Annotated in this window: 20 protein-coding genes; 19 read left to right on the top strand and 1 reads right to left on the bottom strand. The window is 58.8% G+C overall.

Translation table 11 applies throughout. The annotated features are described in order from the left end of the window. The first annotated feature begins 218 nt into the window (after nt 1-218). The 10 genes from HMPREF2884_RS04650 (at nt 219) to HMPREF2884_RS04695 (ending at nt 11,710) form a co-directional block, all read left to right on the top strand. Complete coding sequence (locus tag HMPREF2884_RS04650) at nt 219-1,622, top strand: glycosyl hydrolase family 28-related protein (RefSeq protein WP_005507633.1); 1,404 nt, start codon at nt 219-221, stop codon at nt 1,620-1,622. 94 nt (nt 1,623-1,716) lie between these two features. Next, nucleotides 1,717-2,547, top strand: a complete 831-nt coding sequence (locus HMPREF2884_RS04655) for an S-layer homology domain-containing protein (protein WP_070616009.1) — start codon at nt 1,717-1,719, stop codon at nt 2,545-2,547. Between the two features lie 223 nt (nt 2,548-2,770). Continuing rightward, on the top strand, nt 2,771-3,601 hold the full coding sequence (locus HMPREF2884_RS04660; RefSeq protein WP_070616011.1) for an S-layer homology domain-containing protein: 831 nt from the start codon (nt 2,771-2,773) through the stop codon (nt 3,599-3,601). 261 nt (nt 3,602-3,862) lie between these two features. Next, nucleotides 3,863-4,087 carry a helix-turn-helix domain-containing protein gene (locus HMPREF2884_RS04665; RefSeq protein ID WP_005504337.1) on the top strand — a complete coding sequence of 75 codons (225 nt, stop codon included), beginning with the start codon at nt 3,863-3,865 and terminating at the stop codon, nt 4,085-4,087. Nucleotides 4,088-4,132: 45 nt separating this feature from the next. After that, nucleotides 4,133-5,374, top strand: coding sequence for a type II toxin-antitoxin system HipA family toxin (locus tag HMPREF2884_RS04670; protein WP_070616013.1), 1,242 nt, complete (start codon nt 4,133-4,135; stop codon nt 5,372-5,374). Between the two features lie 94 nt (nt 5,375-5,468). Beyond that, the gene (gene tilS, locus HMPREF2884_RS04675) at nt 5,469-6,602 is read left to right on the top strand and encodes a tRNA lysidine(34) synthetase TilS (RefSeq protein WP_070616015.1); all 1,134 of its coding nucleotides are present in this window, start codon (nt 5,469-5,471) and stop codon (nt 6,600-6,602) included. A 195-nt stretch (nt 6,603-6,797) separates the two neighbouring features. Further along, nucleotides 6,798-7,349 (top strand): hypoxanthine phosphoribosyltransferase, encoded by a 552-nt coding sequence (gene hpt, locus HMPREF2884_RS04680; RefSeq protein WP_005504342.1) that lies wholly within the window; start codon nt 6,798-6,800, stop codon nt 7,347-7,349. Nucleotides 7,350-7,690: 341 nt separating this feature from the next. Further along, nucleotides 7,691-9,919, top strand: a complete 2,229-nt coding sequence (ftsH, locus tag HMPREF2884_RS04685; RefSeq protein ID WP_070616018.1) for an ATP-dependent zinc metalloprotease FtsH — start codon at nt 7,691-7,693, stop codon at nt 9,917-9,919. Continuing rightward, nucleotides 9,906-10,490, top strand: coding sequence for a GTP cyclohydrolase I FolE (gene folE / locus HMPREF2884_RS04690; RefSeq protein ID WP_005507626.1), 585 nt, complete (start codon nt 9,906-9,908; stop codon nt 10,488-10,490). Before ftsH ends, folE begins: the two co-directional genes overlap by 14 nt. 176 nt (nt 10,491-10,666) lie before the next feature. Beyond that, nucleotides 10,667-11,710, top strand: coding sequence for an Abi family protein (locus HMPREF2884_RS04695; RefSeq protein WP_083309677.1), 1,044 nt, complete (start codon nt 10,667-10,669; stop codon nt 11,708-11,710). Between the two features lie 162 nt (nt 11,711-11,872). Here the strand turns inward: HMPREF2884_RS04695 and HMPREF2884_RS04700 are convergent, their stop codons facing one another. Next, a complete protein-coding gene (locus HMPREF2884_RS04700) occupies nt 11,873-12,079 on the bottom strand; it encodes a hypothetical protein (RefSeq protein ID WP_070616019.1) in 207 nt (68 codons plus the stop codon). Between the two features lie 230 nt (nt 12,080-12,309). Between HMPREF2884_RS04700 and folP the strand changes: the two genes are divergently transcribed. From folP to lysS, 9 genes are all read left to right on the top strand, one after another. Continuing rightward, a complete protein-coding gene (folP, locus tag HMPREF2884_RS04705) occupies nt 12,310-13,269 on the top strand; it encodes a dihydropteroate synthase (protein WP_070616021.1) in 960 nt (319 codons plus the stop codon). 66 nt (nt 13,270-13,335) lie between these two features. Beyond that, the gene (folB, locus tag HMPREF2884_RS04710; protein WP_070616024.1) at nt 13,336-13,749 is read left to right on the top strand and encodes a dihydroneopterin aldolase; all 414 of its coding nucleotides are present in this window, start codon (nt 13,336-13,338) and stop codon (nt 13,747-13,749) included. Beyond that, nucleotides 13,749-14,345: a 2-amino-4-hydroxy-6-hydroxymethyldihydropteridine diphosphokinase gene (gene folK, locus HMPREF2884_RS04715; RefSeq protein ID WP_070616026.1), complete on the top strand. Its 597-nt coding sequence runs from the start codon at nt 13,749-13,751 to the stop codon at nt 14,343-14,345. The genes folB and folK overlap by 1 nt, the downstream gene beginning before the upstream one ends. 45 nt (nt 14,346-14,390) lie before the next feature. Then, a complete protein-coding gene (locus HMPREF2884_RS04720; RefSeq protein WP_005507616.1) occupies nt 14,391-14,909 on the top strand; it encodes a DUF3180 domain-containing protein in 519 nt (172 codons plus the stop codon). Then, complete coding sequence (locus HMPREF2884_RS04725; protein WP_070616028.1) at nt 14,896-15,684, top strand: PH domain-containing protein; 789 nt, start codon at nt 14,896-14,898, stop codon at nt 15,682-15,684. Before HMPREF2884_RS04720 ends, HMPREF2884_RS04725 begins: the two co-directional genes overlap by 14 nt. Next, nucleotides 15,684-17,528 (top strand): PH domain-containing protein, encoded by a 1,845-nt coding sequence (locus tag HMPREF2884_RS04730; protein WP_070616031.1) that lies wholly within the window; start codon nt 15,684-15,686, stop codon nt 17,526-17,528. Before HMPREF2884_RS04725 ends, HMPREF2884_RS04730 begins: the two co-directional genes overlap by 1 nt. A gap of 128 nt (nt 17,529-17,656) precedes the next feature. Beyond that, nucleotides 17,657-18,619: a Rossmann-like and DUF2520 domain-containing protein gene (locus tag HMPREF2884_RS04735; protein ID WP_070616033.1), complete on the top strand. Its 963-nt coding sequence runs from the start codon at nt 17,657-17,659 to the stop codon at nt 18,617-18,619. Continuing rightward, the gene (gene panC / locus HMPREF2884_RS04740; protein WP_070616036.1) at nt 18,616-19,563 is read left to right on the top strand and encodes a pantoate--beta-alanine ligase; all 948 of its coding nucleotides are present in this window, start codon (nt 18,616-18,618) and stop codon (nt 19,561-19,563) included. The genes HMPREF2884_RS04735 and panC overlap by 4 nt, the downstream gene beginning before the upstream one ends. 52 nt (nt 19,564-19,615) lie before the next feature. After that, nucleotides 19,616-21,199, top strand: coding sequence for a lysine--tRNA ligase (gene lysS / locus HMPREF2884_RS04745; RefSeq protein ID WP_080974502.1), 1,584 nt, complete (start codon nt 19,616-19,618; stop codon nt 21,197-21,199). The last annotated feature ends 52 nt before the right edge of the window (nt 21,200-21,251 follow it).

Here is a 21,251-nt window from a genome sequence, read left to right on the forward strand (position 1 = left end):
TCCAACCACACTCAACTCTGAAGAGCCGGTAATCGCAGGGTTGTGGATTCGGGAAATCTTGCTCTGCAAAAAGAGATGATTGATAGGGGGTTGGTACAGATTTAATAGAATTAAACATCAAATCATCTTTATGTATAGATATTCAGGGAAAATTGGTGGGTTGGCATTCAAACTATTTGAATGCGTTTGAACTACATGGCTTAAGAAAGGAATACAATATGGTTGATTATAGTAAATCAAAGCATGTGAATGTTTTGGATTTTGGTGCAGACCCAACCGGTACGAAGGATTCCGCACCAGCAATTCAAAATGCCATTAACTCGGTGGCCGCTGTTCCCGGTGGTGGTTCTGTCGAGATTCCTTCGGGAATCTATCTTGTGAGTAATGATTTTATTAATCTCAGGGATAGGGTAGAGGTGTATGGTCATGGATTCTCAACACAAATTATTGGGTTTAATAAAAACCCGAAGATTTTAAGAGATGTTGATGGTGACGATATGGAGTGTCAGGGGGTATTTCATATGGGGTCATACAATACCTTTGTGGGTGATATGGGAACAAATATACCAATGCGTTTTGGGGTACGGGATATGTTTATTCGTGCCGCCAATCTTAATCTTTTGAATCCTAATATTCGTAAAGGATTTTTTGAGTATCAAATTGCTCAGGGTAAGCACGTTGCTGATAATTATATACCGGATAATATTGCGGGCATTATTGTTCATACAAGATATGATATTTTTAATGAACCTGAAGCTGCCCCTATTATTTCAAATATTGAAATCTGGGATACGGCAATCGGAATTGCCATCCTGGGTGAACATGATCGTGCTATGAAGGTTGATAAGGTCCGCATTCGTAAAACTCGCAGACAAGGGCTCTTGGTGGGAAAGCCGGTGGGTCATGTTCAGCGTAGAACAGAGAGTTTGAACTCTGGAGCTGCGGATAATAAGTTTGTGATGGTTGAGGTCTCTGATGCCAATCTTGGTGGCGGATATCATGGGGCAATTGAGGTGTACGGAGCTCAATGTAAATTTGTGGCATGTACCGCCTGGTTTGCTATTCGCAATAAGCCAAATTCCGACCTTTATCACGATAGAGATCAGTACCGCAGAAAGTCTGGTGCCGGGTGGGCGATTTTTGGCGAACGGAATATGTTCATCGGATGTACCGCTCAGGAGAATGGCGGGCACGGGTGGGTCGTAGGTTTCAAGGATAATCAGTTTATGAATTGTCTAGGTGAGTCCTCGAGTCTCGAGAATTCACTTATTCTTAAGGGAACTGCACGCACTGATGAAGCAGCTAATTGGTATATTGGACGAAATGCTTCTGGAGCACGCCTAGTATCGCCGCGTTCGGCTAATCCGAAAGTTGGCCAGCGTTCCTCGCGTTACGGGTTTTATCTGGAGAATAAGCTGGATGATATTAGTATTGTGGCCGGTTCATCGCGTAATGCCCGTGATGGTAATAAATTGACTTCGAATGACGGTCGGCACCTTTTCTTTAGGAGAGATCGCAGTGTCCCCTGGGGCAATTTCTATATTGATATTAATTTTGTGGTCTATAGGACCTCGCAAGATAATGAGATTAATCGGAATAGTCAAAATGACGTAAAAGTTTAATCATTCTGAAATAATTGCGCGGAGAGTGAATCCTGAGTACCTTCAAAGGGATTCACTCTTCTTCTACTCTCACACCTTTCACCGAGGATAGAAAATGAAGAAAAACCTTTCGACCCGCGGCGCGGCGGCACTGTTGGCACTAGCTATGGGGTACATGGGTCAGGGTGTAGCCCAGGCGGCATACATTCAGCCGAAATCTGCACAGCCTATTGAAGAGCTGGAATTTGATGTTAATTGTTTTGACATGCACTTCTATTACGGCAAGAACACTATGGGCAGTTTGGATTGGGCGGAGTGTACCGGCCTGATTACGAAGAAGCAGGTTGTTGGGCTGGCTACAACCCGTGAAGATAAGTTGCCGAACGGGGTCATGACCATTTCGCGTGGCCGCTTGCTGGAGTACCTGTACCATCTGGCGGGTTCGCCCGAGGTGAAGAACCTGCCGGAGAAGTCTCCGTACACCGACCTGACTCCGGGCGATGCGCGCTATAAGGTTGCTATCTGGGCGACCCGCGTGGGTTTGACCGCCGGTTGGTCTGATGGTTCCTTCCACTACGATACTCCGGCAAGCCGTGGCGCCTACTTTACCTTCCTCTATCGTGCTGCGGGTAGCCCCAAGGTGACTTTGGAATCCCTGGATGCGGCGAATGCTGTGCGTACGGAAAAGGGTGCTGCTCCCATTAAGGAAGGGAGCGAGTTGCATCGAGCAATGAGTTGGGTTTATCAGCATGCTTTAAGGAGGCCCGATGATAACCTTGATAGTGTCTGGTTGAGTGTTAGCTACACCGAGTACAACACCTGGGAAATCAATAAAATACCGGATTTCTATTACGCTTCGTACCCTACTATTTTCACCCCTCTCGCGATTCTTGATTACCATGAAGAGCTGACGCCGATTGTGGCTCGTCTGCAGTCGCTGTCCTAGCGGCAGGTGAGCGGGAGGGCTTGCTGGGGGCGTGTTCCCTGCATCTGGTTCGTGCGATTTTTCGTGCGTGCTGGAGGCGGTGGGCACACCCCCTTTTTGTTGTGTCTTTCGCCGCATCCGCCTGCACGCCAGGTGTAGTTGATTGCGCAGGGTGCAGGTTCTGAGTATGGTCAAAGAAATTCACTCTTCTTCCAATCTCACACCTTTCACCGAGGATAGAAAAATGAAGAAAACCCTTTCAACCCGGGGCGCGGCGGCACTGTTGGCACTGGCTATGGGCTTCATGGGTCAGGGCGTGGCCCAGGCTGCGCATATTGATCCGAAACCTGCACCGCCTACTGAAGAACCCAAGGCTAATGTCAACTGTTTCGAAATGTACGGCGAATACGGCAGGAACGCTATGAACAGTTGGCAGTGGGCGGAGTGTGTCGGCCTGATTACGAAGGATCAGGTTGCTGAGCTGTATAACATCGATGAGTGGTCCCTGCCGAATGAGGTCATGACCATTTCGCGTGGTCGCTTGCTGGAGTACCTGTACCAGCTGGCTGGCTCACCCGAGGTGAAGAACCTGCCGGAGAAGTCCCCGTACACCGACCTAACTCCGGGCGATGCGCGCTATAAGGTTGCTATCTGGGCAACCCGCGTGGGTTTGACCACCGGTTGGTCTGACGGCTCCTTCCACTACGATACTCCGGCGAGCCGTGGCGCCTACTTTACCTTCCTTTATCGTGCTGCGGGTAGCCCCAAGGTAACTCTGGAGCCCCTGGGTAAGGCGAATGCTGCACGATATAAGAAGCGTTTTGCCCCCATTAAGCGGGGTAGTGAGTTGCACCGAGCAATGAGCTGGGCGTACCAGCATGCAATGGCGAAGCGGGAGGATTATGACCTGCCTATGAACTTCAACTACCCCAGCGCCGATTACGTGACATGGGACGCCTACAGGGTGCCGGATTTCTACTTCGCTTCGCACCGCACTATTTTTATTCCTCTTATGATTCTGGACAGTCATGAGGAGCTGGCACCGATTGTGGCTCGTCTGCAGTCGCTGTCATAGCGGTAGGTGAGCGGGAGGGCTTGCTGGGGGCGTGTTCTCCGCGTCTGGTTCGTGCGATTTTTTGTGCGTGCTGGAGGCGGTGGGCACGCCCCCTTTTGATGTGCTCCTTGATTGTGTTCGGAGGTTCCGGGAATGGTGTGTGCGACCGAACTATTCTTCGGAAAACAGCCCCAGGGCACCCCTGGGAGTGCTAATATGGGCATATTACGAAGAATAGTTCGTATAACCTGAGGTTCTGTAGCGGTGAGGAGGAAACCCCCCATGGCATTCGACGCAACGGGGTTCGCGCAAGAATTTGGTGCGCAGGTTCGCGCCGTCCGCAAGTACGAAAAAATCACCCAAATGGAGTTGGCATGGATGGTCGGGCTCAGCGATAAAACAATCCGCGATATTGAGCGTGGGCTACCCGGCCCATCAATTGGTGCGGTCCTCAAGGTCGCCCAAGAGCTCGGCATCGAGCTGGCCATCACCAACCCCCTCACCTAACCCCTCCCGCACACTGCGATAGAAAACAGAACCTGGAGAAAAGCCATGACAGATGAACTTATGGCAGATGTCTATAAAGATGGTGTTCTCGCCGCATATTTGAGGCGAGACGCCAACGGGCTGATTCATTTCACTTACCGGGCAGATTATGAAGGCCCGGCAATTGCCACGAGCCTGCCTTTAAACGCGGAATATACCGCAGAATCAATTCCTCCTTTCTTTCAGAATCTTTTGCCCGAAGGCTATAGGCTCGACGTCGTTAGTTCCGAGAAAAAAATCAGCAAAAATAACACTCTGGGCTTATTGCTGGTGATTGGTTCTGACGTTCCAGGCGATGTGCAAATTATTGAGCACGGGCGGGAACTGTACACCGCCCCTGCCGCATTGGTGAACAACCCTGAGGTCGTTTCCTTTGCGGAACTTATGGGCACGGTTGACCGTCGAGGACTGCCTGGCGTTCAAGAAAAGCTGAGTGCCGTCATGAAAACCCTGCCCGTGCATTGGACGGGCGCTGGCTACGACGCGCTTCTGAAAATCAGCCCGCAACGCATGCCCGGGCTCGTGGAAAACGAAGCTGCCCACCTCACGGCGGCTGCACTCATGGGGATTCCTGTAGCTCAGCATGAGCTTGTCTATGATCGAGACGGCGTATCAGGTTTGATGGTCTCCCGTTTCGACCGAACACCCTCTGGGGGACGCATCGCTATGGAGGATGGCGCACAGATTTTGGGTGTTCCTTCGGGTGAGAAATACACGGAAGATAATCCTGCTGTGACAACAGAAAGTGTCATTCAAGCAATGGTGAAGCTTGCTGCTTCCCCTGCTATTGCCCGCAGGAATCTTTACATGCATTTTCTCTACGCTTGGCTGACCGGCAATGGGGACCTGCACGCAAAAAATATCTCGCTCCTCAAGGGACGCCGTGGATGGGAAGTAGCTCCTATCTACGACATCCCCTGTTCGCTCGTGCACATTAAATCTCTATCCATGGCGCTTAGCGTCAATGGAAAAGATAATTCGAATCCCGGTGACGGTTCGCCGCCCGAAGATTGGAAGATTACTGTTGACGATTGGCTTGCTCTCGCAGAGACTATCGGTCTTCCGCCTAAGGTGCAGAAAGACGCTCTAACGCGTGCTCTCAAAGCGGCTCGAGCAGTTCGCTGGCCCACAGACCGAGCCGCCCCGGGATATGTTTTCAACTCGAATGCCTCACCGTTTAAGGCCATGCAGAAAGAGTTGGAACGCCGCCAGGACGAGTTTGAAGAGTACCTTCATACGCGCTCCTAAGGCTCCTGACTTCTTGAGCCTTCGTTATTTCTAAATTCTCCTCGTGAAGTATCTATCTACATAGATACTTCGCAATTTCTATAAAGGAACCACCATGCAGAATGGACGCGCAGGACGCCTGCACCCCGCCGTCGGCACTGCCCGCCGCCACCTCGCCGCCGCCCTCGAAAAGCTCCTCGGCGCCGGAAGCATCAAAGCCACCGGACGCTCCCGCACCGCCTCCACCGCGGACGCCGCCGACCTGCCCCTGCTCCTGGTCGCCTGCAGTGGCGGCCCCGACTCCCTCGCGCTGGCGGCCATCGCCGCGCACTTCGCCCGCCGCGGCGACGTACGCGTAGGCGCCATCATCGTCGACCACGGCCTACAAGAAGACTCCGCCGCGGTCGCCGCGCAGACCGCGCAGACCCTCACCGACCTGGGGCTTCACCCCGTCATCACCGAAAAAGTGCAGGTTCCCGTCGGGAACATGGGCCCCGAAATGGCGGCGCGCACCGCCCGCTACACCGCCTTCACGAAAGCCGTTGAGGCGACCGGCGCCCGCGCCGTACTGCTCGGCCACACCCTCGACGACCAGGCAGAAACCGTGCTACTCGGCCTAAGCCGTGGCTCCGGCACGCGCTCCCTTGCCGGTATGCCGCCCGTGCGCGTCGAAGAGGGTGTCACCTACCTGCGCCCCTTCCTCGGCCTGCGCCGCACCGACATGCTCGACATCTGCGACGCCGAAACCCTCACCCCCTGGATCGACCCGACCAACGCCGACGAAACCCTCATGCGTGCCCGCATCCGCCACAGCGTGCTGCCCTACCTGGAAGAGCACCTCGGCGGGGACGTCGCCCGCTCCCTGGCGCGCACCGCCTCCGTAGCTGGCCCCGACGCCGAATACCTCGACGAGCAGGCACAGGCAGCCTACAAGCAGGCGCTCCTACCCACCGGAACCGCCGTGCGCGGCATCGAACGTGAGGACGCCGTGCTGCTGGACCGTGCGCAGGTGGCGGCGCTGCACCCGGCGCTTCGATTGCGTGTGCTTGCGACCGCCTGCAAGACCGCCGGGGGAGAGAACCCGGGCTTCGAGCGACTGCAGGCGCTGGACTCTTTCACCGCCGAATACGCGATAGCTGGGCCCGTTCAGATGCCCGGTCACGTGAGCGCGTACCGTCGCCGCAAAATTGTGCATCCGGCAACCGCTGAACGCCTGGACGTGCTCGTATTAGTGCCAACTCGACCCTAACTAGGTGCCCAGCTAGGTGCCCGCGGAGCCCCCTCAGCACACACTATCTGCGTGGTGAGGTGCGCCGCGGCGCCGTTTTAAGCCATACTTAAGGCGAACACCATCCACATTGTCCGCTGTGGGAAGGCATGAAACCCCTCACCCGGGGCCCCGGCGGAGGCGCAGAGCGTCTAAAAGAATACGAAGGAATACATCGTGCAGGCTATCGACGTGCAGGACGATATCAAGAACGTTCTCTTCAGCAAGGAAGAGATTAATGCGAAGGTCGCCGAACTGGCGGCGCGCATCGACGAAGACTACGCCGGTAAGGACGTGCTGTTGGTGGGTGTTCTCAAGGGCGCCATCATGATCATGGCTGACCTTTCCCGCGCTCTCAAGGGCCACTACACCATGGATTGGATGGCTGTTTCTTCTTACGGTTCCGGCACCAAGTCCTCCGGCGTTGTGCGTATCCTCAAGGACCTGGACACCGACCTGGTGGGCCGCAACGTCCTGATCGTTGAAGACATCATTGACTCCGGCCTGACCCTGGCATGGCTGCAGCAGAACCTGATTTCTCGCGGCGCAGCTTCCGTTGAGATTTGCACCCTGCTGCGCAAGCCCAAGGTCGTCAAGGCTGACGTTGAGGTCAAGTACGTCGGCTGGGACATCGAGCCCGAGTTCGTCGTTGGTTACGGCCTGGACTTCGCTGAGAAGTACCGCAACCTGGACTGCGTCGCAACCCTGCACCCGCACGTTTACTCCTAAGCCTTCACCTCAGCAACCATACTGTAGGTAGTTACGCCCCGCCTCCTCACTCTTGTGGGGGAGCGGGGCGTTGCTGTACCCGCCGGTGGATGTACGTGGAGGCGGGAGGCGCATCCGCCAAGACGGGCCGCCGCCGGTGTACCAGCCGCCGCAGATACCCGGCGAAGAAGATGCACTTTCACCCCCGCCGAGTGCTACAACCCTTTAGCCCGCAGGTGAAATAGAGAAGCCCGGTACCTAGCCGCCCGCCGGGGTAGGGTACATTTAAGGTTGCACCGTTGGGTGTTCCGGCAGGCATGCCGCACCCCAACGGGTTACAGCCGCAACGTAAGGACAAAGCATTGGCGCAAAACCCCAATACTCCGCAGAAAGGCTCGGAGGGCTTCCTGAAGAAGCTGATTAACGGCCCCTGGTTCTGGCCGGGTGCAGCTCTCGTAATCATGCTGGCTTTCCTCATGGCCTCCTTCTTCACTCAGCCCTCGCGTCAGGTGGACACCAACGTGGGTCTTCAGCTGCTCAACGACCACCAGGTCAAGAGCGCAAAGATCTACGACGGCGACCAGCGCGTCGAGCTGCAGCTAAAGGACGACTACAAGAAGGGCAACGACAACTACGGTAAGTCGGTGCGCTTCTACTACGTGCAGCCCCGCGGCGACGAAGTTGCTAAGGCAATGGAATCCGCCGAGCTGGAAAGCTACACGGACCAGCCCGTTGAGCACAGCTTCCTGGGCTCCCTGATGTCCCTGCTTCTGCCGATTCTGCTCTTTGGTGTGCTCTTCTGGTTCCTGATGGGACGAGTCGGAGGCGGCTCCTCCGTCATGAGCTTCTCCAAGTCCCGCGCGAAGAAATTCACCAAGGACAAGCCGGAAGTCCGCTTCAGCGACGTCGCCGGCGTGGACGAGGCGCTCGCCGAGCTGGAAGAAGTCCGCGAGTTCCTGGCTGAACCCGAAAAGTTCACCCGCCTGGGTGCAAAGATTCCCAAGGGCGTGCTGCTGTACGGCCCTCCCGGCACCGGTAAGACCCTGCTCGCCAAGGCTGTGGCGGGCGAGGCTGGCGTGCCGTTCTACTCGATTTCTGGCTCTGACTTCGTTGAAATGTTTGTGGGTGTGGGTGCGTCCCGCGTGCGCGACTTGTTCAAGGAAGCGAAGAGCGACCCCGCCGCCATCGTCTTCGTCGACGAGATTGACGCTGTTGGCCGCCGCCGCGGCGTCGGCATGGGCGGCGGTAATGACGAGCGTGAGCAGACCCTGAACCAGCTGCTGGTTGAGATGGACGGCTTCGACGGCAACTCGAACGTCATCGTCATTGCGGCAACGAACCGACCCGACGTTCTGGACCCGGCGCTGCTGCGTCCCGGCCGTTTTGACCGTCAGATTGGTGTGGACGCCCCCGACATGCAGGGCCGCGAACACATCCTGCGCGTTCACGCCGCAGGCAAGCCGATCGCTAACACCGTTGACCTGGCACAGGTTGCTAAGCGCACCCCCGGCTTCACCGGTGCTGACCTGGCGAACGTCATGAATGAGGCGGCTCTGCTGACCGCCCGCGATAACGGCAACGTGATTGACGACCGCGCTATCGACGAGGCAATCGACCGCGTCATGGCTGGTCCGCAGCGTTCCTCGCGCATCATGAACGAGCACGAGCGTAAGGTCACCGCATACCACGAGGGCGGTCACGCCCTGGTCGCGGCGGCACTGCGTAACTCCGCGCCGGTCACCAAGATTACGATTCTTCCGCGCGGTCGCGCCCTGGGTTACACCATGGTCATGCCGCAGGACGACAAGTACTCCACGACCCGCCACGAACTGCTCGACCAGATGGCGTACGCGATGGGTGGCCGTGCGGCTGAGGAGATCGTCTTCCACGACCCGTCCACCGGTGCATCTAACGACATTCAGAAGGCAACCGACACCGCCCGCAAGATGGTCACCGACTACGGCATGAGCGCCGTGATTGGTTCCGTGAAGCTCGGCGGCGAAGACACCGAACCGTTCCTCGGTGGCGGCGGCGCTTCGGCACGCAACTACTCCGACGAGACCGCGGCAAAGGTCGACGCTGAGATTCGCGCCCTGCTGGAGCAGGCACACGATGAGGCATTCCAGATTCTGCTGGAAAACCGCGATATTCTGGACCGCCTGGCGTTCGCCCTGCTCGAGAAGGAAACCCTGCTCGAGAACGAGATTGCCGAAATCTTCAAGGATGTTCGCAAGCGCCCCGAGCGTGAGCACTGGTACTCCAAGCCGACCCGCGAGCGTACCGACATCCCGCCGGTGAAGGCACCGAGCGAGCTGGCTCAGGAGGCGCAGAAGGCTGAGGAAGCACCTGCCGCTGCACCGGCAGCTCCTGCTACGGCACCTACTGTTCCGGTAGCACCGGCTGCACCCGTGCAGCAGGCCCCGGTAGCACCTACGCAGCCGTTGCCGCCTCAGGTGCCCCTCACCAACCCGGATGCCGACCCGACCGTCGCAATGCCCACCCAGCAGTACCCGAACTACCCCGCCCCTCCGGCGCAGCGCCCGGAGAGCGGCACCCCGAATCAGAATGGAGCAGAGAATGAGCGAGGCTAAGAACGCCGTCGACCAGCCGCGTATTGAGGCTGCCGTCCGTGAGATTCTGCTCGCGATTGGTGAGGACCCGGACCGTGACGGCCTGCAGCAGACCCCTGCACGTGTGGCGCGTGCCTACGCGGAGTTCTTCTCGGGCCTGCACCAGGATGCCGGCGAGATTCTGGGTACGACCTTCGACATCGCCCACTCTGAGATGGTGCTGGTGAAGGACATCCCGTTCTACTCGACCTGTGAGCACCACCTGGTGCCGTTCCACGGTGTGGCGCATGTGGGTTACATTCCGGGCCCGGACGGTAAGGTGACCGGTCTGAGCAAGCTCGCCCGCGTGGTGGATCTGTACGCTCGCCGCCCGCAGGTGCAGGAGCGTCTGACTACGCAGGTGGTGGAGGCTCTGGAGGAGCACCTGAACCCGCGCGGTGCGATTGTGGTGATTGAGGCTGAGCACATGTGCATGTCGATGCGCGGTGTGCGTAAGCCGGGCGCGAAGACCGTGACCAGCGCGGTGCGCGGTGCGCTGATGAACGGCGCAACCCGTGCGGAGGCGATGAGCCTGATCTTCTCGCAGCGCTAAGCATCGGAATGAGCATATAGCTATGCGACAGGGGGCAGGATTCTAAGGAATCCTGCCCCTGCGCTGTGCGGTCGCATTTGTTGGGCTGTAGACGGCTGTATGACGAGGGCCCTTGCGTGAAGAGCATTAGTGATTGTAAAGTTGTTACTACTAGAACCGGCACCACTGCCTGATGAATGATTGAGAATTCTGAAGGAGTACAGGGCCGGTCTTCTTTTTTATCTTCAGTAGATTCGGGTCTTGTTACGGTGCGGGAAGTTAAAGATTTTAAAAGCTACGGTGAGCAACTAGCCATACTCGAAGGGCGAGGGATGGCGATAGAAAATCGTGAAGAAGCGATTGAATCCCTCGCCAAGGTTAATTACTACCGTCTTAGCGGATATTGGCATGCCCTACGCCAGACTGAGCGTGATGCCTCTGGAGAGACTACCCCGGTTGACCAGTTTAGAGAAGGGGTACGTTTTGACGACGTTGTAGCTCCTTATGAGTACGACCGGCGTTTGCGTTCTATTGCACTTCCGCATTTATCCCAGCTTGAAGTGTACCTACGAGCTAGGCTGGGGTATTTACTGGGAGAGATTGACCCGCTAATTCACGAGAAGGAAAATCTACTAGATGTAGCTCCTGCAAGGAGAGAAATCTGGAATAAGTTTGTTCGGATTTGTGGTGACTCTCTTCAGCGTTCTAAGGAAGATTTCGCTGTACATCACATAGAACAATACGATGGTAAAGTCCCTGTTTGGGTGCTGGTAGAGGTTCTAGATTTGGGAGCCTTACAGACTCTATATATGATTTCTCCGCGACGAGTTCGCCGTCAGATAGCGCAGGATATGAACTGTACCGATCCGCAGCTTGGAAGCTGGATACGTTCGTTGAGAGGGATTCGGAATATCTGCGCACATCAGGCACGACTGTATAACAGGGTGCATTCCAAAGTTCTTCTACCGAGGGCAACATCCGGTAGAAGAGTTGAGAGCCCTGAAATCCGTGAGGTTATTGACCTGTTCGGGGTTCCTCAACGTGAAGAGAACCATAAAATGCGTAAGACTTTCGGAATGCTCACTCTCCTCAAATATCTGATGGATCAGGGTGGAGTTGGGGATACGGAATCTTTGACGCAGATCCTGAAGGAACGTCCTGATATTTCCGTTCCTGGGGTTGATGTATCGCGGGCTATGGGTATACCCCAAGGTTGGGAAGAAACCCGTTTGTGGAGCTAAAATCTTCACAGCTTATGGACACGCTGAAAGGGGCGGAGGTGAAAACCTCCGCCCCCTTTTCGCATCGCCAAAGTGCTCCGAGAATGTGTTCTGAGCCGGTACCTTCCGCGGCCGTGGCGGCGCCGATCATGCCGCACCGCAGAAGCTAGAAGAGCCCCGCCGCTAACGCTGCAAGCTACCCTTCGCCTCGCTCGGATTATCCCAACCCAGGGCAAGAGTCACGATCAAGCCCACGGCAATGAAACCGCAACCGGTCGCGGTACCGAAAGCAATCCAGCGCACGGCAGGAACACCTTCAGCGAGCACAATAGTCACCAGCGCGGCAAGAGCTACCAGGGAGAGAATCCAAGCTCCAGTCTTCATATTCACAATGAGTCACTTCCTAGAGTATGTATGTGTGGGTGCGCGCCACCGACCGGGAACGCGCCCGGCACGGTATGCGTGCCCTCCCAGCATACCCTTAAATAAGTATCTGTAATGCAAGTATTGCATGCCGTGTCCCCAGAATCGACCCCACAGCTACCCCAACCCCCACCCCAATCACTGTGTCAATCACTGCGGCAAACTCCACCGCACCGCAGATTCGGTACGATAAACCCATGACTGAATCCACACACACCACCCGTGTAGCCCCCCTGCCCTGCGACGCGCTCGCCGCCGAACGCACCCTCGTGATGGGCATCCTCAACGTCACCCCCGACTCCATCAGCGACGGCGGCCAGCACTACGCCGCCACCGACGCCATCGCCCGCGCCGCCCGCATGATTGCCGAGGGCGCCTCCATTATCGACATTGGCGGTGAGTCCACCCGCCCCGGTGCCGTGCGCATCAGCGTGGAGGAGGAGCAGCGCCGCATCCTGCCCGTCATCGAGGCAGTCGCGCAGATGGGCACCACCATCAGCGTGGACACCATGAACCCGCAGACCGCTCGCGCCGCCATTGCCGCCGGTGCGCACATCATTAACGATGTGTCCGGTCTGAACGTCAGCAATGAAATGATTGAAACCGCCGCTGAACTGCAGGTGCCGTACATCCTCATGCACGCCCGCGGCACCTCCCAGACCATGGACAGCCTGGCGGAGTACCCGCGCGGCGTGGTCACCGAGGTTGTGGAGGAGCTGACCGGCCTGCGTGAGCGTTTCCTTGCCGCCGGTGTGCTGCCCCAGAACCTGATTCTTGACCCGGGTCTGGGCTTCGCGAAGGGCGGCATGCAGGATTGGGAGCTGCTCGCCGCCATTGACGAGCTACAGGGCCTGGGCCACCGCCTGCTCATTGCCGGTTCCCGCAAGCGTTTTATCGCCAACGCTCTGACCGCGGCGGATATGGCGCTGGCCGAGCGCCTGAACGCGAGCGGCTTCACCGCAACCGATGCGGGTGAGGCTGAACGCGAACTGTGGCAGCCGCTGTCGGAACCGCGCCCGGCTCAGCACCGTGCGGCAGCCTCTGCGGCGGTGACCGCCCTGGTGGCGGCGCGCGGCGTGTGGGCGGTGCGCGTGCATGACGTGCCCGCCAGCGTGGATGCGGTGACGGTCGCCTCCGCGCTGCGCTCCGTAAGCTAAGGCTCTGTCAGCTAGAACCACCACCCCACAACCTCCGACTACCCGAATACCCTCTAGGAGACCCCAATGACCCAGGCAGATTACGCCCTCCACGACCGCATCACCCTCACCGGCATTACCGCCAAGGGATACCACGGCGTGCTCGACTTTGAGAAGCGCGACGGCCAGCCCTTCGTCGTGGACGCGACCCTGTACAGCGATTTTTCCGCCGCAGCCGCTACGGATGACCTGACGAAGACCACGAACTACGCGCTCGTGGTTGACCTGATTCACCGCCACGTGACGAACGGTTCGCTGGACCTGATTGAGACCCTTGCGGTGAACATTGCCGAGGGTATCCTTGCGATGTTTGAGCTTGTGGAGGCGGTGGAGATTACCGTATCGAAGCCGCAGGCGCCGATTGAGTTGCCGTTCGGTAACGTTGCGGTGAGCGTGTTCCGTGAGCGCGCCGCGGAGCGTGTCGTGGAGGGCGGCCGCTAGTGGCGGGCGCAGCAGAATATACACACCGCGCTGTGTTGGCGTTGGGCTCGAACCTGGGCGAAAGCGAAGACACCCTGGAGCGTGCCGTCGCCGACCTGGTGGCGGGCGGCGTGCAGCTGGTGCGCGCCTCCGGGTTGTACCGTACCGCCCCGGTGGGTGGCCCGGCGGGTCAGCCGGATTTTGTGAACGCGGTCATTGAGGTGGCCACTGACCTGGGCGCCTACGAGCTGCTGAAACTGTGTAATGCGGTGGAGGCGGCACATCACCGTGAGCGCCTGGTGCGTTGGGGACCGCGCACCCTCGATATTGACGTGATTGACTATGACGGCGTGATCTCTGAGGATCCGGTGCTGACTTTGCCGCATCCGCGGGCGCAGGAGCGTGCTTTTGTGCTGGTGCCGTGGGCGCAGATGGACCCGCAGGCGTACCTGACGGTGACCCGGCGTGCGGAGCCTTCGGGGGAGCGGCCGGATGAGGTTCCTGCGCCGCTGAGCCGCGAGGTCGTGAACGTTGCGGAGCTGTCCCGCACGCTGCTTGGGGCGGATGAAGACGCTATTAGCTATATGCGTGAGATGCAGGTACCTGATCAGCCTTAAATGTGGCACTCTGGAAGGTAGAGGAACCTACCGAAAGGAAACACCATGAAGCCCCTGAGTTATCGGGCGATTATTGTGGCGGCTGTGTGCGGTGCCGCTGCCGCTCTTATGGTGAATTCCGTGATGATTGGCGCCGGTTTTGGTGAGCTGAATTTTTCGTGGATGCTCGGCGCGGTGTGCCTGCTGGTTGCGGCGGGCGCCGTGTGGCTGGGGGTGCAGGTGGCTCGTTATCGTCGTATTCAGACGCGTGAGAAGGTACCCCATATGGGTCCGATTCTTGCGGCGCGTGCGGTGGCGTATGCGCAGGGTTCCATCATGACCGGTGCCCTCTTGACGGGCTGGTGCGCTGCGATTCTTGGCTACCATGTGGCGATGGTGTCTGTGCGCGGTTTTTCGGTGGTCTTTTGGGAGGTTCTTGTTAATTGTGTGGGCAGTGTTGCCCTGCTGATTGCTGGCCTGTGGGCTCAGCATTGTTGTCGTATTCCGCCGGAGGATGATGAGGATGCGGCCTCCTCTTCCGGTGCTGTAAAGCCGCGAGAGGGAGGAACCTATGTCGGCTCCTAACCAGAATAGTTATTCGCCGAATGGTCAGTACGGGCAGGACGCCCAACAGGGTCAGTATGGTCAGAGCCAGCCTGCTCAGCAGAACCAGTACGGGCAGTACCAGCAACCCTACGGTCAGGCTGGTGCCCCGTATGGACAGCAGACCCCGTATGACCAGCAAGCGCAGTATGGGCAACAGACACAGCACGGTCAGCAGGTTCCGCCCGCTGCCGCGTACCCGAACGCGCCTCAGCCGGTTCCCGCGCAGCCGGTAAGCTCTCAGTCGGTTCCCGCGCAAGCCGTGCCGGACCCGCAGTGGGTGCCCGCCGCATCCGGCTACCTGACGGTTCGTTTTGTTCACACTATTTCTGCCTTGGCGCTCCCGATTCTTGCGGGTGTTGCCGTGTATTGTGCGGGCGCGTTCTTCGGCGGCCCGGAGGCGCTACGCATCGTCGGCCTGGTGGTGGTCGCGGTGTTTGGTTTGTGGGGTCTGTGGTGGATTCTGACCACGCCGCGCCGTACTCGCGCGCTCGGCTACGCGCTGGAGTCGAATCACCTGATGGCTCGCCGCGGTATCGTGTTCCGTTCGATGAGCTCCATGCCGTACGGTCGCATCCAGTATGTTGATGTGGATTCGGGTCCGCTGGAGCGCATGTGCGGTGTTGCCCGCCTGACGGTGCGCACCGCGGGTACGACCACCGGCACGATGGTGCTGTTCGGTATTCCGCTGAACGTGGCGGAGGAGCTGCGTGCGGATTTGGTGCGCCGCGCCGATGAGCGAATGGCGGCACTCTAATGAGTACCCCGGTTCCGCCCAACCCCGCGCCGCAGGCACCGCAGCCTCCTGCCTCCCAGACGCCGCAGGAGCAGAAGTGGTGGCGTGCCGATATCCGCACGTTCATCATGAACCTCTGGTTCATTATTCTGTTGGCGTTTGGTTTCTTCCAGAGTATTATCCTGAATATTTTGACCACCCCGCCGAACGAGTGGGGCGCGCGCCTGACGCAGGTATTCGACGAGAACAACAGCTACTTCAGCGCAACGTACTCGCAGCTTATCGGCTTCGCCGTGCTTGTGCTGATTCTGGTTGGCGGCTCGATTGACTGGTGGTTTACCCGCTATAGCCTGGACGATTTGGCGATTCACCGTCGTAGCGGTTTTCTGTTCAAGAAGAACCGCACGATCCGTCTGGAGAGCGTGCAGAGCGTGGACATTTCGCGTCCTCTGGTGGCGCGTCTGCTGGGTCTGTCGGAGCTTCGTTTTGAGGTGGCTGACGGCTCTTCGGAGGCGCTGCACATCAAGTACGTTTCTGCCCGCAAGGCGGAGGTTCTGCGCCGCACCGCGATGGCGAGTATTAACCTGCTGCGTTCGGAGGCGGCTGGCCGCCCGGTCGACGTGCTGCCCGATAGCATGCAGATTTCGGCGGAGCGCATGCCGGATGCGGATCAGCTGCACCAGCCGTTCGAGGCATCTTACGAGGCGCCCTATGGTGTGCCCGCACAGAACAGCACCCAGCAGGTAGCGCCTCAGCAGGGTGCCCAGCAGCTCGCACCCGAGCAGTCTGCACCCCAGCAACCCGTCGCATCCCGCCGCGGCGCTCGCATGCCGATGCCGGTCGCGGCCGACCCCTCGCAGCCGCCGATTTTCCGCATCTCGAATGTGCGTCTGATTGCCTCCATCATGCTGGAGCACCTGGTGTGGCTGGTGCCCGCCGTGGCCCTCATGGTCGGTGCCGCGGTCATTGCCGCAATCATGGCCGGCGAGAGCCCGTTCCTCATTTTCATGGCGATGCTGCCCGGTATGTTCGCGCCCATGGTTGGTTACGTGGTTGCCCTCTGGACACGTTTTGACGGTGCCGCGAACTTCAAAATCACCCCCAGCGGTCAGGGCGGCGTGACCCTGCGTTACGGTTTCACCGGCACGCACACCCAGAACGTGATGGTTGAGCGTATTCAGGCACTCGCCGTGGAGCAGTCCATTCTGTGGCGTGCGTTTGGCTGGTACCGCATCAAGATGACCATTGCCGGTATTGGTATTGAGAAGAACGACAACCAGAAGCTGGTGACCCGCAACGTTGCCCTGCCGGTCGGCAACAAACAGGAGACGCTGATGGTGTTGCGTCTGCTGTTGCCCGCCCTGGATGAGGGGCAGGCGCAGGTGCTGCTGGATACCGCCGATGGTTCGCTGAAGCGTCAGACGCCGCAGGTTCCGGCAATGATTGTGACCCCTTCGTCGGCGCGCTGGATGGACCTGCTCACCTGGAAGCGTAACGGCGTGACCACGGTCGGTTACACTGCCGGTTCGGTGCAGGCGACCACCCGTATTGATTCTGATGCGGCGCGTTCGAGCGTTGGTGAGCATACGCGAGGTGACCTGCTACTGATTCGTGGCGGCTACTTTATCCGCACGCTGTCGATTGTGCCGGTCAGCCGTGTGCTGAGCGTGAGCCGGGGTCAGGGCCCGCTGCAGCGTGCCTTCGGATGCGCGAGCGTGCATTTCGGTACGGTGCCCGGCCCGGTGCGCACGCTCATGATGCACTTGCCGCCGCGCGTCTGCAAGGACCTGGTGTGGTTGATGACGGTTCGGTTGGAGGGTATTGAGCCCTACTACCGCGTACCGGTGATGAGTGGGCGTCCCTAAGCCAGCCCGTCAGCTGAGATTCCCCGCCGGGCTAGCGGGCAGCAAAACTACAGATTGCGCTCTGCCGTCGGTGTTCTTCGTGACACCGGCGGCAAGGTCGGCGTGAAAGGGAGAATATACTTAAAGCCGTGATACAGCATTCAAAACCTGCGCGTTTGGGCATTGGAATTATTTCCGCCGGGAGGGTCGGAGCCGTCCTCGGTGCGGCTTTGCGCGCCTGCGAGCACACTATTGTGGGTGTTCACGCGGTGTCTGAGGCTTCCCAGGAGCGCGCCGCGATGCTGCTTCCCGATGTGCCGCTGCTGTCGGTGGAGCAGATTGCTGAGCGTAGCGAATTGCTGATTCTTGCGGTTCCCGATGACGAGCTGCCGGGCCTTGTCACCTACCTGGCGTCCTCGGGAAGTACTACCGCCGGTCAGATTCTGGTGCACACCTCCGGCCGTCACGGCACCGAGGTTCTCGCACCGGCGACCGCGCTGGGCGCTATCGGTTTGGCGATTCACCCCGCCATGACGTTTACCGGCATGTCCATGGACCTGCAGCGCCTGAACGGCACCTGCTTCGCAGTGACCGGGCCTGCACCGTTCATCCCGATTGCTCAGGCACTCGTGGTGGAGATGGGCGGCGAACCCGTGCACGTTGCCGAGGCCGACCGAGCGCTCTACCACGCAGCCCTAGCGCACGCCGCGAACCACCTCGTGACCATCCTGGGTCAGTCCCAGCAGATGCTCACCTCCATCGGTATTGAGGACCCGGAACGCTACATGGGGCCGCTCGTGCGAGCCGCCGTGGACAATGCGCTCGCCAGCGGTGAGGGTGCTCTCACCGGGCCCGTGGCACGTGGAGACGCAGGCACCGTGAAGGCTCACCTTCAGGCTCTGAATGAGTACTCAGAGCATGAGAAAACAGGTGATATTACAGACTCTTATGCCGCTCTGGCACACGCAACCGCAAAAAGAGCGCATAATAGAGGTTTGTTAAACGATGAACAACTGGGACGAATTGAGAATCTGCTGGGTGAGTCTTCGGACCGCAACCACCCCGGCGATATTGATGATTCAGCCCCCGAAAACAAGGAGTTCTCGTCATGACTGAGACTTCGATGCCCCGAGTCGTGACCACCATTGCGGATTTCCGCACGGCAATCACCGAATCCCTTGCCGCAGCGCAGGAAGAACTGGACCGGGCAGCCCGCCAGGAGGCGGAGCAGAACGGCACCGCAGTTCAGTACACGAACGCATCCCTGGGCTACGTGCCCACCATGGGCGCCCTGCACGACGGCCACGCAACCCTGTTGCGTCGCGCCACTGAACAGAATGATGTAGTGGTCGCCTCCATTTTTGTGAACCCGCTGCAGTTTGGCCCCGGCGAGGATTACGAAGCATACCCGCGCACCCTGGAGGCAGACGCTGCCCTGGCTGGTGCCGCCGGCGTGAGCATCATCTTCGCACCTTCTGTGGAGGAAATGTATCCCGACGGTGACCCGCTCATCCGCATTTCGAGCGGCGAGCTGGGCACCAAGTTTGAGGGTGCGACCCGTCCGGGCCACTTTGATGGCGTGCTGGCCGTGGTCAATAAGTTCTTCAACATTATTCGCCCCGCAGCCGGTAACCACCCGGTGAACGCGTACTTCGGTCAGAAGGACGCTCAGCAGTACATCCTGATTCAGCGTATGGTGCACGATTTCAACCACGACGTGACCATGCGCCCGGTGGCGATTGTTCGCGAAGATAACGGCCTGGCGCTGTCTTCGCGTAATAGCTACCTGTCGGATGAGGAGCGCGAGTCTGCCCTGGTGCTGTCCCGCACCCTGGCGATGCTGCGTGAGAATTCGCTGAACCGTGGCTTCCACGAGATTGATTTGGACGGTGCGCGTGAGCGTATCAACTCCACTCCGGGCGTGCGCCTTGACTACCTGGAACTGGTCGACCCGATGACTTTCGGTGAGCCGACTGAGGAGTCGGAGCGAGTGCTGGCACTGGTTGCTGCGTTCGTTGGACCGACCCGCCTGATTGACAACATGGACCTGCGCTAAGCGTTCGTTCGTTTAGAAGAGTCCCCAACACACTACACAGATAGGTATCACTGTGAGCACTGAGCACACTGCCGCACCGGCGATTGCTGATATGTCCGAGCAGATGCAGATTCGCCTGGAAAAGCGTGCGAAGCTGATTGAGTCGGGTCGCGAGGCATACCCGGTGGGTCTGCTGGATTCTGAGGGTAATCGCGTGGAGCCCAACCACATTGAGGATTTGCGCGCCGAGTACGATCCGAAGCTGGCTGCTGAGGAGCTGAAGGCTGGCGACGAGACTGACCGTGTGGTGCATGTTGGTGGCCGCGTGGTGTTCGTCCGTAACACCGGTAAGCTGTGCTTTGCGACCCTGCAGGGTGGTACCGAGGGTAAGCGCATCCAGGCGATGCTGTCGCTGGCTGAGGTTGGCGAGGAGTCCCTGTCTGAGTGGAAGTCCCTGGTTGATCTGGGTGACCACGTGTTCGTGACCGGCCGCGTGATTGTTTCTCGCCGCGGTGAGCTGTCCATCATGGTGACCGACTGGAAGATGGCGTCGAAGGCGCTGCGCCCCATGCCGGTTCTGCACAAGGACCTGAACGAGGAAACCCGCGTTCGCCAGCGTTACCTGGACCTGATGGTTCGCGAGGAGGCTCGCGAGCTGGTGAAGAAGCGCGCCCTGATTACCCGCACCGTCCGCCGCGTGCTGGAAGATCACGGCTACATTGAGGTTGAGACCCCCGTTCTGCAGCTGGTGCACGGTGGCGCGACGGCTCGCCCGTTCCGTACCCACCTGAACGCTTTTGACCAGCCGATGACCATGCGTATTGCGACTGAGCTGCCGCTCAAGCGTGCAGTGGTTGGTGGCATTGACCGCGTGTACGAGATTGGCCGCGTGTTCCGTAACGAGGGCGTGGACTCGACCCACAGCCCCGAGTTCACCACCCTGGAGTGCTACGAGACCTATGCTGATCAGTTCGTGATGGCTGAGCGCATGAAGGAGATTATCCAGAGCTGCGCGAAGGCTGTCGGTACCGAGCGTATTGAGACTGAGAACGGCACCATTGACCTGTTCGGTGAGTGGAAGTGGGTTGGCGTGTACCCGGGTCTGTCTGAGGCTGTGGGCGTTGAGATCACCCCCGAGACTGACGCTTCGGTTCTGCGTGAGATTGCTGAAAAGCATGAGGTGGACATCGACCCGAAGTGGGACGCTGAGAAGCTGGTGACCGAGCTCTTCGGTGAGATTGTTGAGCCGACCCTGGTGAACCCGACTTTCGTGTACGATTACCCGCCGAGCGCTCAGCCGCTGGCGCGTCCGCACCGTTCCGGTGAGCCGCTGATTGAGGCGTGGGACCTGATTATTGGCGGTATGGAGCGCGGTACCGCGTTCTCCGAGCTGATTGACCCGGTCATTCAGCGTGAGCGCCTGACCGCTCAGTCGCTGCTGGCTGCTGCCGGTGACGATGAGGCGATGGAGCTGGATGAGGACTTCCTGCGCGCCCTGGAGCACGGTGCACCCCCGATGGGTGGCCTGGGTCTGGGCATCGACCGTCTGATTATGCTGCTGGCGGGCGATCAGGATCCGGAGCGTCCGGGTACTGTGGTGCGTCAGCCCGGTATTCGTGAGACTATTCTCTTCCCCTTGATGAAGCCGGAAGCCTAAGCTTCTGACTTCTGCATGAGGTGATAATGCGGCGGGTGCCGCGGATACGCTT

This window comes from Rothia sp. HMSC073B08, from assembly GCF_001812975.1.
In the GTDB taxonomy this organism is placed as follows: Bacteria; Actinomycetota; Actinomycetes; order Actinomycetales; family Micrococcaceae; genus Rothia; species Rothia mucilaginosa.

Bases quoted from the DNA above. Each gene is read 5' to 3' on its own strand.
- HMPREF2884_RS04650 (WP_005507633.1), top strand. From the start codon at position 219: ATGGTTGATTATAGTAAATCAAAGCATGTGAATGTTTTGGATTTTGGT.
- HMPREF2884_RS04655 (WP_070616009.1), top strand. From the start codon at position 1,717: ATGAAGAAAAACCTTTCGACCCGCGGCGCGGCGGCACTGTTGGCACTA.
- HMPREF2884_RS04660 (WP_070616011.1), top strand. From the start codon at position 2,771: ATGAAGAAAACCCTTTCAACCCGGGGCGCGGCGGCACTGTTGGCACTG.
- HMPREF2884_RS04665 (WP_005504337.1), top strand. From the start codon at position 3,863: ATGGCATTCGACGCAACGGGGTTCGCGCAAGAATTTGGTGCGCAGGTT.
- HMPREF2884_RS04670 (WP_070616013.1), top strand. From the start codon at position 4,133: ATGACAGATGAACTTATGGCAGATGTCTATAAAGATGGTGTTCTCGCC.
- tilS (WP_070616015.1), top strand. From the start codon at position 5,469: ATGCAGAATGGACGCGCAGGACGCCTGCACCCCGCCGTCGGCACTGCC.
- folE (WP_005507626.1), top strand. From the start codon at position 9,906: ATGAGCGAGGCTAAGAACGCCGTCGACCAGCCGCGTATTGAGGCTGCC.
- HMPREF2884_RS04695 (WP_083309677.1), top strand. From the start codon at position 10,667: ATGATTGAGAATTCTGAAGGAGTACAGGGCCGGTCTTCTTTTTTATCT.
- folP (WP_070616021.1), top strand. From the start codon at position 12,310: ATGACTGAATCCACACACACCACCCGTGTAGCCCCCCTGCCCTGCGAC.
- folB (WP_070616024.1), top strand. From the start codon at position 13,336: ATGACCCAGGCAGATTACGCCCTCCACGACCGCATCACCCTCACCGGC.
- HMPREF2884_RS04720 (WP_005507616.1), top strand. From the start codon at position 14,391: ATGAAGCCCCTGAGTTATCGGGCGATTATTGTGGCGGCTGTGTGCGGT.
- HMPREF2884_RS04725 (WP_070616028.1), top strand. From the start codon at position 14,896: ATGTCGGCTCCTAACCAGAATAGTTATTCGCCGAATGGTCAGTACGGG.
- HMPREF2884_RS04730 (WP_070616031.1), top strand. From the start codon at position 15,684: ATGAGTACCCCGGTTCCGCCCAACCCCGCGCCGCAGGCACCGCAGCCT.
- panC (WP_070616036.1), top strand. From the start codon at position 18,616: ATGACTGAGACTTCGATGCCCCGAGTCGTGACCACCATTGCGGATTTC.